The following is a 15,401-nucleotide window of genomic DNA, read 5'->3' on the forward strand; positions in this document are numbered from 1 at the left end:
AGCGTCACATATGCGCTACAGAGATATTATCGCTCGTTTTAATACACACAAGTTATTAGGGCGGGATAGACGTGACATCACTCACTCTCGAACCGCTGACGTACGAGGACATCCCGCAGGAGCGCCGTCCGGGGGTACTGCAGGCACTGGTCCCCGTACTCGGTGTCGTGCTCTTCCTCGGCATCGGATCGGGATATCTGAAGCTGGCCCCACACGGGCCGCTGCTCTGGAGCATCGTGCTGACGGGTGCAGTCGGCAAATACTGGCTGGGCTACTCGTGGGATGATCTCTACGAGGGGCTCGCGGACAGTCTGCTGATGGGACTGCAGGCCATTCTCATCCTGTTCATCATCTATGGCCTCATCGCGACGTGGGTTAGTGCGGGAACTATCCCCGGGCTGATGTACTACGGACTCTCGATACTGACGCCGAACGTGTTCCTCCCGGCGACAGCGCTGCTTGCGATGGTCGTCGCCTTTTCAATCGGCTCGTCCTGGACGACGGCCGGCACGCTCGGCGTGGCCTTCATCGGTATCGGCTCCGGTCTCGGTGTGCCGACACCGATGACTGCCGGTGCCATCCTCTCGGGTGCATACGCGGGCGACAAGCAGTCACCCCTCTCGGATACGACGAACCTCGCCGCCGCCGTGACGAACACCGACCTCTACGACCACATCCGGGCGATGCGTAACGGGACTGTGCTGGCGTTTGGCCTCTCAGTACTGCTCTACGCTGCGCTGGGACTGCGTGCTGTCGGCGAAATCCCGACTGGGCGCGTCGCCGAGATACAGGGCGCGCTTGCTGGGAGCTACGACCTCTCGGTGCTGGTACTCATACCGCTCGTTGTCACTTTCGGGCTGGCGCTGTACGGAATCCCGGCACTCCCGACGCTCGTCGCCGGGGTCTTTGCTGGAGCCTTCACGACCATCTTCGTGCAGGGCCGCTCGTTCACTGCCGCCTGGACCGTCTTTCTCGACGGGACGGCCCCTGAAACGGGGACGGCGCTCGTGAACGACCTGCTGGCAAGCGGTGGTGTCTCGGGATCGGCCTGGACGATTGCCGTCGTCGTTGCGGCCCTCAGTCTCGGTGGGCTCCTCGAACGGACCGGCGTCCTCGCCGTGCTCGCACACCATCTCGCAACCGCTGTCCGTGGCCAGCGTAGCTTAGTCATTGGGACCGGCATTTCGGCTATCTTCGTCAACGCCTTCTCGGCACAGCAGTACATGAGCATCGTCGTCCCCGGCCTCACGCTCCGAAATCTCTATGACGAGTACGGCCTGGCCAGCGACGACCTCTCGCAGGCTATCGAATCCGCCGGTACTCCGACCGGCGCGCTCTTCCCGTGGCACGCCGGTGCCGTCTATATGTCTGCGGTCTTTGGGGTTGGAACGCTCGCGTACGCCCCGTACTACTTCTTCGCGTTCCTCTCGCCGCTGATCCTGTTCGCGACAACGCTGTTCGGTGGCCGATACGACGGGTCCGAGCAGGCTGATTCGGTCACGTCGTCCGCTGTCGCCGACGACTGAACGTTGCCCAGCCGAGATTTGTCACTCAAGCAATGAGAGCATTAGGCCCCCACTCGTGTGTCAACCATGGACACGGAACCGGCGGCGCTGGGTCGCATCCGAACTGTCGCTCACATTCTTGACGAGAGCGTCCGCATACCCGGCACAACGCTTCGAATCGGGCTCGATCCGATAATCGGCTTGCTACCCGTTGCGGGCGACTTCGCCACGGCAGTGTGCTCGCTGTACATCGTTGCCGAAGCCGTGCGACTCGGCGTCCCGAAACAAACTGTGATTCGACTGCTCGCGAACATCGCGGTGGACGCGGTGCTCGGGAGCGTGCCGGTCGTCGGTGACCTCTTCGACGCCTACTGGAAGGCCAACGTCAAGAACGCCGAACTGGTCGCCGCTGCGGTTTCAGAGTGAGAGGGAAGCGCAGTACGTGGATTCAGACCTGATTCCCGTTCTCTGAACACCTCATAAAAAGTTTATACATAGGTTTTGATATTTTACGAAATGGTTTCCAGACGGGCCCTCCTTCGAGCGTTTGGCGTCTCAGTCCCTGCCGGACTGGCCGGGTGTAATATGTTCACCAACGGCGGTAGGGATGAGGTAGCCACCCCGACACGGACAGCGACACCCACCGCGACTTTGCCCCCGCCAACGGACGGTGAGCCGTCGCCGTCCACACGCTCTGAGACACGCACGGAGACCACAACAGCCATCTCGAGTCCCACTGAGACAGCCTCAGCAGGGGTGACGGAGGAGGCCGGAACCCCTGTATTCACCCCCGCACCCAGTGGGACCGTCGACGATTTCGGCCGGGCCGTTGCGCTGTCGGCGGACGCCGCAGTCGTCCTCGCCGAAAGCGACGGGGCCTACGTGTTCGAGGCTGACGGCGACTGGCGCTTGACCACAGTATTGACTCCTGACGATCAAGAGAACTTCGGCGGCTACAATATCTCGGCTGCGATGGTCGGTGAGGAAGCGATTCTCGGTGGCCCTGGTGCCGGTTCCGAAGGGGGTGCAGTCTACCTCTTCGCGCGGGACGACGGCCAGTGGCGACAGCGACATCAGTTTGTCCCCAACGAAGACAGGGATGACTTTGGCCGGTCAGTCGCGTTCGACGGCGAACGGGTTGTCGTCGGCGACAACAACAATCCGACGACGATGGAGTCGTGGAGCGGGAGCGCGTATGTGTTCGGGCGCGACGGGACGAACTGGACACAGGAGGCCGCGCTCGGAAGCGACGCCGAGAACCTCTTCGGGACCGCTGTTGCAGTTGCCGGCGACACTGTTCTGATCGGTGCGCCCTACGCCGAGTCGGATGGCCAGGAAACGGGCGCGGTGTTCGTCTACGAGCAGGCGGATGGCGAGTGGCTGCAACAGACGATGCTCACGCCTGACGACCCGGTGGACGATGGCCTGTTTGGACAGGCAGTCGCGCTCGACAGCGACACAGCAGTCGTCGGTGCTCCGGGCGATGGGGGCGACAGTGCGTACATGTTCGAACAAACCGAAACCGGATGGACGCGCCGGGCCCGGCTCACCGCCACAGCTGCCGATTCGGGAGACGACTTCGGCCGGTCGGTGGCGTACACTGACGGGCTGGCGGTCCTTGGAGCACCCGATGCGGGCGAGTCCGGCCACGCCTACGTGTTCAGGGCGGCCGACGACTGGACCGGGACGCGACGGCTGGTTCCGAAAAACCCCAACCAAGACGCCGAGTTCGGCTTTGCAGTCGCGCTCCATGACACGACCGCGCTCGTTGGCTCTCCCGTCTTTCGCGCGGCGAGTCCCGCCTACCTCTTCGACCTGTAGACGACAGCAAAGCGGCAGCGAATGTGTGCGCACTGTTCGCTGAAACGCTGTTCGTCCAGAAACTGCGGAGAGGCAGAAACCGCCGTCCAGCCCGAGCATTCCACCCGGACGTTGGGAGAGGACACCGAAAGACGACCAGAACCGTCCGGAGCTTTCCGGCGTTCAAATAATCCGTTCACCGGAACGCGAGGCAAGCTGGACCAGACACGGTTTTAGGCGTCGAACGTCAAGCGAGGGGTATGACTGACCCCGAGACGCTCGACGTGACCATCGTCGACGGCTACGTCGACGAGCCCGCACACTTCGGGGTGCCGCCGTACATCTCGACGTACCCGCGGTACGCTGCCGGCGCGCTCGTCGATGCCGGCGTCCCCCGCGAGCAGATTACGTATCACACTATCGACGAACTCCGGGACGACAACGCCGTCTGGCGAGATGTCGAGGCCGCCGACCTCATGGTGTACGTCGGCGGCATGACCGTCCCCGGCAAGTACGTCGGCGGGACTCCGGCGGAACCCGACGAAGTGCGCGAGCTGGCCTGGACGGCCAACGGCACGTCCATCATGGGCGGCCCGGTCCGCTTCGGCGTCGGCGATGCCAACGAGGGCGCGAGCGAGACGGCCCGCGACGACCTCGATTTCGACTTCCTCGCCATGGCCGACGTGGAGGCCGCCGTGTTCGACCTCGTGGAATCCGGTCTGGAAGGATTCAACGACCGCTACCGTGACATCGAGGAGGAGACCCGATGGGCACGCGCCGGCGCGTTCGTCGTCGAGCAGCACCCGAACCATCCCGACTACCTCATCTGCGAGATGGAGACCTCCCGGGGCTGTCCGTACCGGTGTTCGTTCTGCACGGAGCCGATGTACGGCAACCCGGACTTCCGGCCGCCCGAGAGCGTCGTCGACGAGGTCGACGCCCTTTCGGACCGCGGTGTGAAGCACTTCCGGCTTGGCCGGCAGGCCGACATCCTCGCGTACGGCGGCGACGGCGAAGCACCGAATCCCGACGCCCTGCGGCGGCTCTACGGTGGCATCCGCGAGGTCGCCCCGGACCTTGAGACGCTGCATCTCGACAACATGAACCCCATTACGGTCGTGAAGTGGCCCGAGAAGGCCCGCGAGGGAATTCGTATCATTGCCGAGCACAACACGCCCGGTGACACCGCCGCGTTCGGACTGGAGTCGGCCGATCCGAACGTGATGAGCGACAACAATCTCAACGTCACTGCCGACCAGTGTTTCGAGGCGGTGAAGATCGTCAACGAGGTGGCTGGCTGGCGGCCTGGCGGAGAGAAGGGGACTGCACCCAACTTCGGCGACGACGCCGCCCGGCGGCTCCCCAAACTGCTCCCGGGAATCAATCTGGTCCACGGGCTGAAAGGCGAGACGCGGGAGACCTTCGAGCACAACAAGCGGTTCCTCCAGCGGGTCTACGACGAGGGGCTGATGCTCCGGCGGGTGAACATCCGTCAGGTGATGGCCTTCGAGGGGACCGACATGGCCGACACCGGCGCGGAGATCGCCAAGGACCACAAGCAACTGTTCAAGCAGTACAAACAGGAGGTCCGGGAGACCATCGACAACCCGATGCTCCAGCGGGTCGCGCCGCCAGGAACGGTTCTGCCCGACGTGCATCTGGAATACCACCAGGACGGCAAGACCTTCGGCCGTCAACTGGGGACGTACCCGCTACTCGTAGGCATTCCGGGCGAGCGCGAACTCGGCAGCGTCGTCGACATCGCGGTCACCGACCACGGCTACCGGTCGGTCACCGGCGTCCCCTACCCGCTGGACCTCAACAGCGCGTCGATGAACGAACTCACCGCGATTCCCGGCATCGGCCGGAGCACCGCCGGCGACGTGGTGGTAAACAGGCCCTACGAGTCGGTCGGGGACATCGACGTCGCATCCATCGAGCGGTTCGCGACCACCCAGTCGGGGGAAGGCGCTGACTAACGGCGGCTCCGGTCCCCTCAGCCTAACGAACGGAAAGTACTTTTCACTCCGGGGATGACCAAGAGCGTATGACTGCGGTCGAGGTGAGTGTCGTTCTCCCCGCTTACAACGAAGCAGACACCATCGAGGAGACAGTGTCGACAACGCTCGAGACGCTCGCCTCGTTTCTCCCCGAAGACGCGTATGAAGTAATCGTCGCAGAGGACGGCTGCTCGGACCGCACACCCGAAATCGCGACGCGACTCGCGAACGAGGACAGCCGGGTCCGACACGTCCACAGCGACGACCGGCTCGGCCGCGGCGGCGCATTAGAGTACGCCTTCGAGCGGGCCGACGGCGAGACCCTGGTGTATTTCGATACGGATCTCGCGACGGATATGTCGCATCTCGAAGAACTCGTCAACGCCGTGCGTGTCGACGGCTACGACGTGGCGACGGGGTCACGATGGATGCCCGAAAACCGAGCCGACCGGCCCGCAAAGCGTGGGATTCCGAGCTTCGGCTACAACACGCTCGTCCGGGCGGTCCTCCGTTCGGATCTCAAGGATCACCAGTGCGGGTTCAAGGCCTTCGACCGGCAGGCACTGGAAACGCTGTTGCCCCGCGTGCAGGACGAGCACTGGTTCTGGGACACGGAACTGCTCGTCAAGGCTCAGCGCAACGGCTACCGGGTGAAGGAATTCCCTGTCGACTGGACACCCAAGGGCGATTCGAAGGTCGATATCGTCCGGGACGTGTTCGGGATGGGCAGCCAGATACTCCGGACCTTCTGGGAGCTGTCGGTTAGCCCCAGAATCACGCGGGAGGTGTCGCTCGGCGCAGGCACGATGCTCGTCGTCATTGCGCTCCTGTTGATGACACAGTATCTCGACCCTGACCGCGTCCTCGCCGAGATGGCAGGCGCAGCCCCCGAAATCGTCGCACTGAGTGCCGTCGTCTACGCCGTTTCGTGGCCGCTCCGGGGTATTCGGTATCGGGATATCCTCGTCTCGATGGGGTATCGGGAGCGGTGGGGCTTCCTAACGGGGGCGATATTCATCAGCCAGACCGGGAACCTCGTGTTCCCGGCGCGGGCTGGTGACGCCGTCCGGGCGTACGTAATCAAGGCCCGCCGCTCGATTCCGTACCCATCCGGGTTCGCATCGCTGGCTGTCGAGCGGGTGTTCGACCTGCTGACGATCACGCTACTGGCCGGCGTCGTCATGATCGGGCTGGCTGTAACGGGCTCGGCCGAGCAGTTGTTGACGGCGCTGACGGGCGACACTGTCGGCGGCGACGCGGCCAGCAGCGGACGGACCGCTGTGGCCGTGGCCGGCGGTGTCGGCGTCGCCGCTATCGGAGCGGTGGTGGCTATCGTCGCCAGTGCGCGGAGCGACCGGAACCTCGTTCGAGCGGTCATCGGCCGGCTGAGCAGCGACTCCTACGCCGACCACGTCGCTGGCGTCATCGAGGGGTTCGTCGGCGATGTGCAGACAGTGGCCGCCGACGGGTCGGCCTTCACCCGTGTCGGCATCGGAAGCCTCCTCATCTGGACGTTCGATGTCATAACGGCCCTGATCGTCTTCGCGGCCTTCGGCTACAGCCTGACGCCGTCGCTGGTGGCTGTTGGCTTCTTTGCGGTCAGCGTCGGGAACCTCGCAAAGGTCCTGCCGCTGACACCCGGGGGGGTCGGTCTCTACGAGGGAGCGTTCACCGTCATCGTCGCGTCGCTGACGCCGGTCGGCGTCGCCGCGGCCATTGGCGTCGCTATCGTCGACCACGCAGTCAAGAACATCGTCACCATCATCGGCGGCGTCGCATCGATGGCCTGGCTCAACGTCTCGCTGACGACGGCGGTCGAAGAGTCTCAGTCCACAGACGCTATCGAACCGGAAACGAACGACTGATCGCAGTTCTGACGCCCCCCACACTCCGTCACGACTGGGATTGCGCTGGCAATACTAGGACAGTCCAACAGCACTCTACTGAGACTGCTCTTCCAGCTACCAGCCACCAGAGCGGTGTATTTCTTTACGAATATTATAAATAAGGGCGACCTTACTAACAATGTTTAATCTAGTAGTTAATATTATATAATGTGGAAATCTACGCAGTTCTGCTATGTTTCAACGTATCATACAATCGAGCGAACCGGACAGGCAAACGCGACGCAGTTTCCTCAAGGCCTCAACCGGTGCTGTGGCATCGGTGGCGGCACTCGGTGCGAGTGGTTCTGTACGGGGCGGCAAATTCGGTGGTGATGACGGAGAGTACACGGCTCCAGCGGAATTCCCGCTCGTTTCGACGCGTGATCAGTTCACTGACGACGCTACACTGAAGTCTGAATATACAGAGACAGAGTACGAAACAATCGGGGACTGGGATTCTAGCCGAGCCAGCGACGATACGGAACTCGTCATCTTCGTCCACGGCTGGAGTCTCGGGGAGACGGATGCCAGAAACGCCGCCTACACCTGTCAGGTCGGGCTTGAAGAGAACGAATACGACCAGTTCAACGTAGGATTTACCTGGGATGCTGACAAGGGCGACGGCATCGGCTGGTACGAGGGTGTCGCCATCGCCAAACAAAACGGTCCAAAACTCGCACAGTGGGTTGTCGACCACAACGACAGCGGTGGGCTTCCAGTCCGGGTAATCGGACATTCGCTCGGCGCAAAGGTGGCTGTAGAAGCGGTGGCGTCGCTTCACGAGCGTGGTCGTGAGGATGCAGTCAAGTCGGTGGCGTTACTGGGCGGCGCTATCGGTGAATCCGTCGTTGAGGTCGACGAGACATACGGCGAATCTATCGAGTACGCCACCACGTCCTTCGACAACTTCCACAAGGACGACGACGCGGTGCTGGGGACTGCATTCAGTGCTGCCGAGTGGGCGGAAGCGGTCGGTGAAACGGGTGTGCAGAGTCCCGGAGACGCCCCAGAGAACTACACCGATTATGATGTCACAGAAACCGTCGCCGATCACAATTCCTACTACGAGCCCGATGAGGGGTGTATGCCCGACGTCGTCGAGACGTTTCAGTAGGACGTGAAGGCGAAGGGGGCGACTCTACCCATCGTATACGGTTATAACTGGGTTGTGGGAAATCAGTCAAAAATACCCGGCAGCTATTATATGAATGGTCATGGGACTAATGCACAAACGTGGGTTTCGTGACGTGTATCGGTGGTATCCATGACAATACCGGAATGTTTTAATGACTTTCGTTCGAATACAGTGTTACCGACTGCCTCCGGGTTCTGTGATGTCTCCCACCCGGTGAGCACCCGCCTTCGCAACCAATGAGTGAACACACACGGACACGACAGCAGCGTGACGAACAGACGACGGAGTCGACGGAATCGGAGAGCACAGCGTGCCCGGAGTGCAGTGGCTCGCTCGTTATCGACGACGAACACGGCGAAACGGTCTGTGAAGACTGTGGGCTGGTCGTCGAGTCCGACGAAATCGACCGCGGGCCCGAGTGGCGCGCGTTCGACTCCAGCGAGAAAGACGAGAAGTCCCGCGTCGGTGCGCCGACGACGAACATGATGCACGACAAGGGCCTTTCGACCAACATCGACTGGCGCGACAAGGACGCCTACGGGAACTCCCTGTCGGGCAAACAGCGCCAGAAGATGCAGCGCCTGCGCAAGTGGAACGAGCGCTTTAGAACTCGGGACTCCAAGGAGCGCAACCTCAAGCAGGCGCTGGGCGAAATCGACCGGATGGCCTCTGCGCTGGGACTCCCGGAAAACGTCCGCGAGACGGCCAGCGTCATCTACCGCCGTGCACTCGACGAGGACCTGCTGCCCGGCCGCTCCATCGAGGGTGTCTCGACGGCCTCCGTCTACGCCGCCGCGCGACAGGCCGGCGTCCCGCGCTCGCTCGACGAGATCACGGAGGTCTCCCGGGTCGAAAAGAGCGAGATCGCCCGCACTTACCGCTACGTCGTCCGGGAACTCAGCCTCGAAGTCCGTCCAGCCGATCCCGAGAGCTACGTCCCGCGCTTTGCCTCCTCGCTGGAACTGTCCGACGAGGCCGAGCACCGCGCCCGTCAGCTCCTCCAGAACGCCAAGGAACAGGGCGTCCACTCCGGCAAGTCACCGGTCGGTCTCGCCGCTGCCGCGGTGTACGCCGCCGCCCTGCTGACCAACGAGAAGACGACGCAGGCCGCCGTCTCCGAGGTCGCCGACATCTCCGAGGTCACCATCCGCAACCGCTACCACGAACTGCTGGAAGCCGAGCAGGACCTGCCCGTCGCGTAACCTCGGTATTCGCGTTGCATCGCTGTGAGAGCTGTTTTTGCCATCGGTTGCCACACGCAGAGCGTGTACTCCGTCGACCGATAACCGCAAGACTAGAGTCGTCTCATCCGCTGGGACCGGTATGGAGACGACACACCGGGTTCGAACCGGTGACGCCCGTACGCTTGAGTGTCCCGACGACAGCGTCGAACTGGTAGTCACGTCCCCCCCGTACCCGATGATCGAGATGTGGGACGACATCTTCACCGAACTGGACCCCGCCATCGGAGCGGCGCTGGACGACGGGGACGGCGACCGGGCGTTCACACTGATGCACGAGGTACTCGATGCAGTGTGGGCCGAGATAGAGCGCGTGCTGGTTCCCGGTGGCATTGCCTGTATCAACGTCGGGGATGCGACGCGGTCTCTGGAGGATGGGTTTCGCTCCTATCCAAACCACGCGGAGATAACCGACCGGCTGACCGATCACGGACTGCGCGCGCTGCCTGATATCCTCTGGCGTAAGCCAACCAACAGCGGCGCGAAGTTCATGGGATCTGGGATGGTGCCGCCAAACGCCTACCCGACGCTCGAACACGAACACATCCTCGTGTTCCGCAACGGGGAGCGCCGCCGCCTCGAACCGGGCGCGGACCGTCGCTACGAGAGCGCCTATTTCTGGGAGGAGCGCAACGAGTGGTTCTCCGACCTCTGGGAACTCCCCGGCGAGACCCAGAACCTCGACGACGGGCTTCGGGACCGCTCGGGTGCCTTTCCACTGACGGTGCCCTACCGGCTCATATCGATGTTCTCGGTGTACGGCGACACCGTACTCGACCCGTTTCTCGGCACTGGGACGACGACGCTGGCGGCGATGATCGCCGGCCGGAACTCGGTCGGAGTGGACCGCGACCCGGACCTGCTGTCCGCTCTAGAAGACCGGGTTGCCACCGCCCCGGAGCGTTCTCGAACCATCGCTGAGGAGCGCCTCGCCGACCACCGCTCGTGGGTAGAGCAGCGGCGCGCCGACGGGAAAGAACCGGGATACGAGGCCGAGCAGTACGATTTCGCCGTCAACACGAAACAGGAACAACGGATTCAGTTCTACGCAGTCGATACCGTTACGGCGACCGACGACGGCTTCCGGTCCGTCCACGAGCCGGTCGAGTAAGCACGGCTTTTTGTGCGGCTCCGTCGAAGCCGACCTATGAACTTCGAGTCGTTCACCCTGCTCGCCGCCACCGACGACCTCGGGGTGGAACCGGCCGCCCGGGCCGATGCCGACGGGTTGGAGCTACGGATGGATTTCGCCGACGAGCCGCTGGCACAACTGGACGCCTACGATGGTGACCTCCCGATACTCGTCACCAACCGGCCGACGTGGGAGGGCGGCGAAGCCGCCGACACCGCGGGTCGCCTCAACGCGCTCGAAACCGCACTCGAACACGACGCCGTGACCGCTGTCGACCTCGAACTCGCGGCGCTGGAGGGAGCCGGCGACCACGACGCCGGCCGCGTCGCCGACGTTGCCTGTGACCACGGAGCGTCCGTCGTCGTCTCGACGCACAACTTCGAGTCGACGCCCGACCGTGACGCGATCGTGAGTCGGCTCGATCGAGCCTGTTCGCACGGTGACGTGGGGAAGATGGCCAGCACAGCCCAGTCGCCGGACGACGTACTGGCGATGCTCGGGGCAACCCGCGAACTGACTGCCGACGGCGAACAGGTCGCCACGATGTGTATGGGTGCGGCCGGTCGGCACTCCAGAGCTGTCGCCCCGCTGTACGGCTCCCGCATCGGCTACGCACCGGTCGACCCCGCTGACGCGACCGCTCCAGGCCAGTACGACTTGGCGACGCTCCGGACCCTGGTCGGACAGCTACAGAGCGACGGCTGAGGGTGTAGCCGCCCGCTACGGGGCTTTCCTCCGGCTAGTGATCCTTCGGAAGATATAGGGGTGTGCGAGATAGATTCGCCGAGTATGACTGACAAAGGACGCAAGCGGCCGTTGCTGGCCGTGGTGCTTGCGTTCATCTTCCCTGGGTTGGGACACTTCTACCTCCGAAAGTGGGTGCGGGGACTGCTGTGGCTCGGGTTACTGTTCATGCTGTCGGTGGTGTTCGTCGCCACTGGCGCTATCGACCCTGTTACCCAGCTAAGCCTCGATGCTATCTCGTCGTCGTATCAGTCCAGACCCACCGAGGTGACGATCGGTTCGGTCGTGATTACGACGCTCAACGTCGTCGACGCCTACTGGGTCGCGGTCAACGAGAATCAGGCCCAGGAAGTCGAAGCCGGCACGACGTGTCCGAACTGCGGCAAGGAACTCGACGAAGACATCGACTTCTGTCACTGGTGTACGACGCAACTGGAACCGGTCGAGGCGGACCAGCAGTAACCTGCAGGTTCGGTCAGCCTCGAACGCAGTCGGCTTACTTTTCGATGATGCTCTCTTCGATCCGCTCGCCGAAGTGCGTCGCCGTGTCCTCGTGGTGAATAAGAATCTCGTCGCCGGGTTCGAGGTCTGTGACAGCGGTTCGTCCGTCCTGGGTATGGACCTTGATCGTCTCAGCGTTCTGGAGCAGCGTTTCGATGCGGTCGCCGTCCGTAGTTTCCGCCTGCACGCGGAACATCGGGCGCTTCTCGATTTTCGCGCGGCCGACGATGGCCTCGCGGGTGCGTCCGTTCGCGTCGACTATCTGGACCTCGTCGCCGGACTGGAGTTCCGAGAGGTACTTCGTCCCGCCGTCGGGGGTGCGGACGTAGGCGTGGACTGCGCCGGCATTGACGCGGAACGGCCGAGAGGCGACGTACGGCGACTCGGCCGTCTCGGCGTGGACGAAAAAGAGTCCGCGAGCCATCGACCCGACGAGCATCCCCTCATCGTGTTCCATCAGGCTGCCGGTGTCGATACAGACGCGGTCGGCGGAGCCGGTCTGCTCGATGGCGGTGACCTCGGCGTACTCTAGATCGAGCGACTCCCGACCCATCTCGTCGCGGACCTCCACTGTCTTGCGGATTTCGTCGACGTCGTCGGTGTCCAGCAGGACGCCGTCGGCCCCCAGTTCCAGCGTCTCGTAGGCCGTCCGGGCGTCCTCGGCGGTCCGGACGCCAGCGATGAGGTCCGTCTCCTCGCCGACGCGGGCAATGAGGTTTTCGAGCGGAATGATCTGCCAGTTCTCGCCGATGACGATGGTGAAGTCGGCTTCGGCGGCGACCGCCTCGGCGAAGGCCTCATAGTCCTCGTCGAAGATACGCACGTAGCCGCCGTCGGGGGCGGCCCCGTTCTGTCGGAGCGTCGAGAGGTCAGCGGAGCCGGAGAAGTCGGAGGGGAGATCGACCGTCCCGTCGCCCTCGCCGTCTTTCCCGACGATGGTTGCATCAGCTTTTGAGTCCTCCGCCTCGGCCTCCATCACGTGGACATCGCCGTTGGTGAACGCGGCGATGTTTATTTGCCCGAGTTCCGAGACGCGGTCGACGTCTTCCTCGTCGACCAGTACCCAGTCGACGCCGGCCTCGATACCGGCGGTTATCCGGCGTTTCCGTGTCTCCCAGTCGCCGACCTCGCTGTCGGCTTTGAGCCAAACGCTTCGAGTCATACGCCCACGTCCGCAACGGCGAGGCTTGAACGTGGCGGAACCCGGGTCGGCCTGTCGAGTGGCGTACGGGGAAAGCATATGCCCATATCAGACGATATTAGCCGTATTTCCTGAAATTATAATTTGTAGTATACAACATTTGTTATTTATTTGTTCCCAATTATCGCAATTAAATGTTGGCCAGTAGACTTATCAGTGAACTTTACTAATAAAGCATCCACACAATACGGTCCAGCTACGGATGGTTACTAACCACGTCTACACAATCGCCGGGGCGAAAGGGGGGATCGGAAAGACGACGTCCAGCATCAACCTCGGCACACTGCTGGCGAAGGCAGGATACTCGACCGTCGTCGTGGAGATGGACCTCGCGATGGCGAACCTCGTCGACTTTCTCGATGTCGACATCGACACCGACGAGGACGCGACGTTTCACGACGTACTCGCCGGCGAGGCGGCAGTCACAGAGGCGATGTATGAGACTGACGCTGACCTCTCAATCGTGCCGAGCGGGACCACGCTCGAAGGGTACGCGAACACCGATCTCGACCGGCTGCCCGGCATCGTCGAAACCCTCCGGTGGCACCACGACATCGTCCTGTTGGACACCCCGGCGGGACTGAGCGATGAGACGATTCAGCCGCTCAAGCTCGCCGACGACGTGTTGCTCATTTCGACGCCGCGCGTGGCATCGATACGGAACGTTTCGAACACCAAAGAACTCGCAGAGCGGGTCGGAGCGCCGGTGCGGGGCCTCGTCCTCACGAAATCCGGGACGGGAGCGTCGCCGGGTGCCGATGAAATCGCGGAGTTCCTCGACGTCGAACTGCTCGGCCACGTCCCGGAGGACGACGCCGTCCCGCACTCTCAGGACAGTGGTACGCCCGTCGTCCGGAACGCGCCCAACAGCGGTGCCGCGATCGCCTACGAGCGGATTTCGGAGCAGCTCGTCGATACTGAGAAGGCGTCGACTGACACCACGGCAGATGCGGCCGGTTCGGGGAAGCCACCCGACTCGGACGACCCAGAACTGACGACCCGGCCAGCGGAACAGCCACCACAGCGGCACATCCCCGGGACAACGGACGGCGGCAAGACGGTCCACCCATCGGACGCAATCAGGGACAACAGCGATCCGACCGGTCCAGCACCAGCCAAGCAGGACAGGGGGGGCGAGCCGCCAGCGGAGGACGTAGCCGAATCGACCGATCTCGGTAAGCCAGCCACTTCGGAGGCGGACGCCGAAGACGAAGCCACATCGATAATCGACGGGACTGATCTGGTGGAAAGCGACTCAGGACTGGTCGACGGGCCGGAGCAAGATGCCGACGAGGCAGAGCGAGACGCCGGTACACTACGAGATGCTGACGGACCGGAACAGGAACCCAGTGACTCACCGTCGAACGCTCCCCACGAGAGCGACGCGGATGCCAACGACGGAGACGAAGCTAACGGTCTCGGCGAGAGAATGCGGTCGCTGTTTGGCTTTTAGGCCTCGACGGCCAGTCCCGCCTCGCGGAGCGCCTCCTCGGTGGTCGCATCGTCGTGGACGACGGCGGAGACAGCACGGGCAATCTTCTCCGGTTCGTCGTGCTGGAAAATAGAGCGGCCCATCGAAACGCCGGAGGCCCCGGCGTCCATCGTCCCGCGGACCATCCTGACGGTGTCCTCGTCACTCCCCTTCGAGCCGCCGGCGATGACCACCGGCAGCGACGTGGACTCGACGACGTGCTGGAACGTTTCGGCGGAGCCGGTGTAGCCGGTCTTGACGATATCCGCGCCCAGTTCCTCGGCCAGTCGGACGGCGTGGCCGACGGACTGGTTGTAGTCCTCGTTCTCGGCGTCGATGTCGGGGCCGCGGGCGTAAGCCATCGCCAGCACCGGCAGGCCGTACTGGCTGGCTTCAGTCGTCAGTTCGGAGAGCTCTTCGATCTGTTCGGGTTCGTACTGACTGCCGACGTTGATGTGGAACGAGACGGCGTCGGCTCCGGCGCGGATGGCGTCTTCCACCGTCCCCGTGGTCCGCTTGTCCTGCTCGTCCGGTCCGATAGTAGTAGAGCCATTGAGATGCGTGATATAGCCCGCGTCGTTCTTGTTCGGATGGACGCGCCCGGCGATACCTCGCTGGGTGAGGACGGCGTCCGCGCCGCCGCTGGTGACCGCGTCGATGGTCGATTCGATGTCTTTGAGGCCCTTTACAGCCCCCATTGTGATGCCGTGGTCCATCGGGACGATGACGTATGTGTCGTCTGTCCCGATGCGTTCGAGTCGTGCGCGTTTTCCTGCAGTCATGTT

The 15,401-nt window shown here is 63.1% G+C and carries 13 protein-coding genes; 11 read left to right on the plus strand and 2 right to left on the minus strand.

All coding sequences use genetic code 11. The features are described from left to right. Positions 1-71 precede the first annotated feature (71 nt). From arcD to ACYJ11_RS02855, 10 genes are all read left to right on the plus strand, one after another. A complete protein-coding gene (gene arcD / locus ACYJ11_RS02810; protein WP_461646638.1) occupies positions 72-1,526 on the plus strand; it encodes an arginine/ornithine antiporter ArcD in 1,455 nt (484 codons plus the stop codon). Positions 1,527-1,592: 66 nt separating this feature from the next. After that, entirely contained in the window at positions 1,593-1,931 is a 339-nt protein-coding gene (locus ACYJ11_RS02815) for a DUF4112 domain-containing protein (RefSeq protein ID WP_461646639.1), read from the plus strand. Positions 1,932-2,021: 90 nt separating this feature from the next. Continuing rightward, positions 2,022-3,326, plus strand: a complete 1,305-nt coding sequence (locus tag ACYJ11_RS02820) for an FG-GAP repeat protein (RefSeq protein ID WP_461646640.1) — start codon at positions 2,022-2,024, stop codon at positions 3,324-3,326. A 239-nt stretch (positions 3,327-3,565) separates the two neighbouring features. Next, the gene (locus ACYJ11_RS02825; protein ID WP_461646641.1) at positions 3,566-5,284 is read left to right on the plus strand and encodes a radical SAM protein; all 1,719 of its coding nucleotides are present in this window, start codon (positions 3,566-3,568) and stop codon (positions 5,282-5,284) included. Between the two features lie 68 nt (positions 5,285-5,352). Continuing rightward, positions 5,353-7,170 (plus strand): flippase-like domain-containing protein, encoded by a 1,818-nt coding sequence (locus ACYJ11_RS02830; RefSeq protein ID WP_461646642.1) that lies wholly within the window; start codon positions 5,353-5,355, stop codon positions 7,168-7,170. Positions 7,171-7,384: 214 nt separating this feature from the next. Continuing rightward, positions 7,385-8,305, plus strand: coding sequence for a DUF726 domain-containing protein (locus ACYJ11_RS02835; protein WP_461646643.1), 921 nt, complete (start codon positions 7,385-7,387; stop codon positions 8,303-8,305). A gap of 257 nt (positions 8,306-8,562) precedes the next feature. Then, positions 8,563-9,528, plus strand: a complete 966-nt coding sequence (locus tag ACYJ11_RS02840) for a transcription initiation factor IIB (protein ID WP_170097190.1) — start codon at positions 8,563-8,565, stop codon at positions 9,526-9,528. Positions 9,529-9,649: 121 nt separating this feature from the next. Next, a complete protein-coding gene (locus ACYJ11_RS02845) occupies positions 9,650-10,678 on the plus strand; it encodes a DNA-methyltransferase (RefSeq protein WP_461646644.1) in 1,029 nt (342 codons plus the stop codon). 36 nt (positions 10,679-10,714) lie between these two features. Next, the gene (locus ACYJ11_RS02850; RefSeq protein WP_461646645.1) at positions 10,715-11,404 is read left to right on the plus strand and encodes a type I 3-dehydroquinate dehydratase; all 690 of its coding nucleotides are present in this window, start codon (positions 10,715-10,717) and stop codon (positions 11,402-11,404) included. A gap of 84 nt (positions 11,405-11,488) precedes the next feature. Beyond that, on the plus strand, positions 11,489-11,905 hold the full coding sequence (locus tag ACYJ11_RS02855) for a DUF6677 family protein (protein ID WP_005537745.1): 417 nt from the start codon (positions 11,489-11,491) through the stop codon (positions 11,903-11,905). Positions 11,906-11,939: 34 nt separating this feature from the next. Here ACYJ11_RS02855 and ACYJ11_RS02860 read toward each other — a convergent pair whose 3' ends face one another. Beyond that, on the minus strand, positions 11,940-13,106 hold the full coding sequence (locus tag ACYJ11_RS02860) for a 3-dehydroquinate synthase II (protein WP_170097186.1): 1,167 nt from the start codon (positions 13,104-13,106) through the stop codon (positions 11,940-11,942). A 241-nt stretch (positions 13,107-13,347) separates the two neighbouring features. Between ACYJ11_RS02860 and ACYJ11_RS02865 the strand changes: the two genes are divergently transcribed. Next, a complete protein-coding gene (locus ACYJ11_RS02865; protein ID WP_461646646.1) occupies positions 13,348-14,598 on the plus strand; it encodes a P-loop NTPase in 1,251 nt (416 codons plus the stop codon). Here ACYJ11_RS02865 and ACYJ11_RS02870 read toward each other — a convergent pair. Continuing rightward, entirely contained in the window at positions 14,595-15,398 is an 804-nt protein-coding gene (locus tag ACYJ11_RS02870; RefSeq protein ID WP_421642144.1) for a 2-amino-3,7-dideoxy-D-threo-hept-6-ulosonate synthase, read from the minus strand. The two genes, ACYJ11_RS02865 and ACYJ11_RS02870, sit on opposite strands and share 4 nt — an antisense overlap. Between the last annotated feature and the right edge of the window lie 3 nt (positions 15,399-15,401).

The organism is Haloarcula sp. H-GB5, assembly GCF_054850705.1.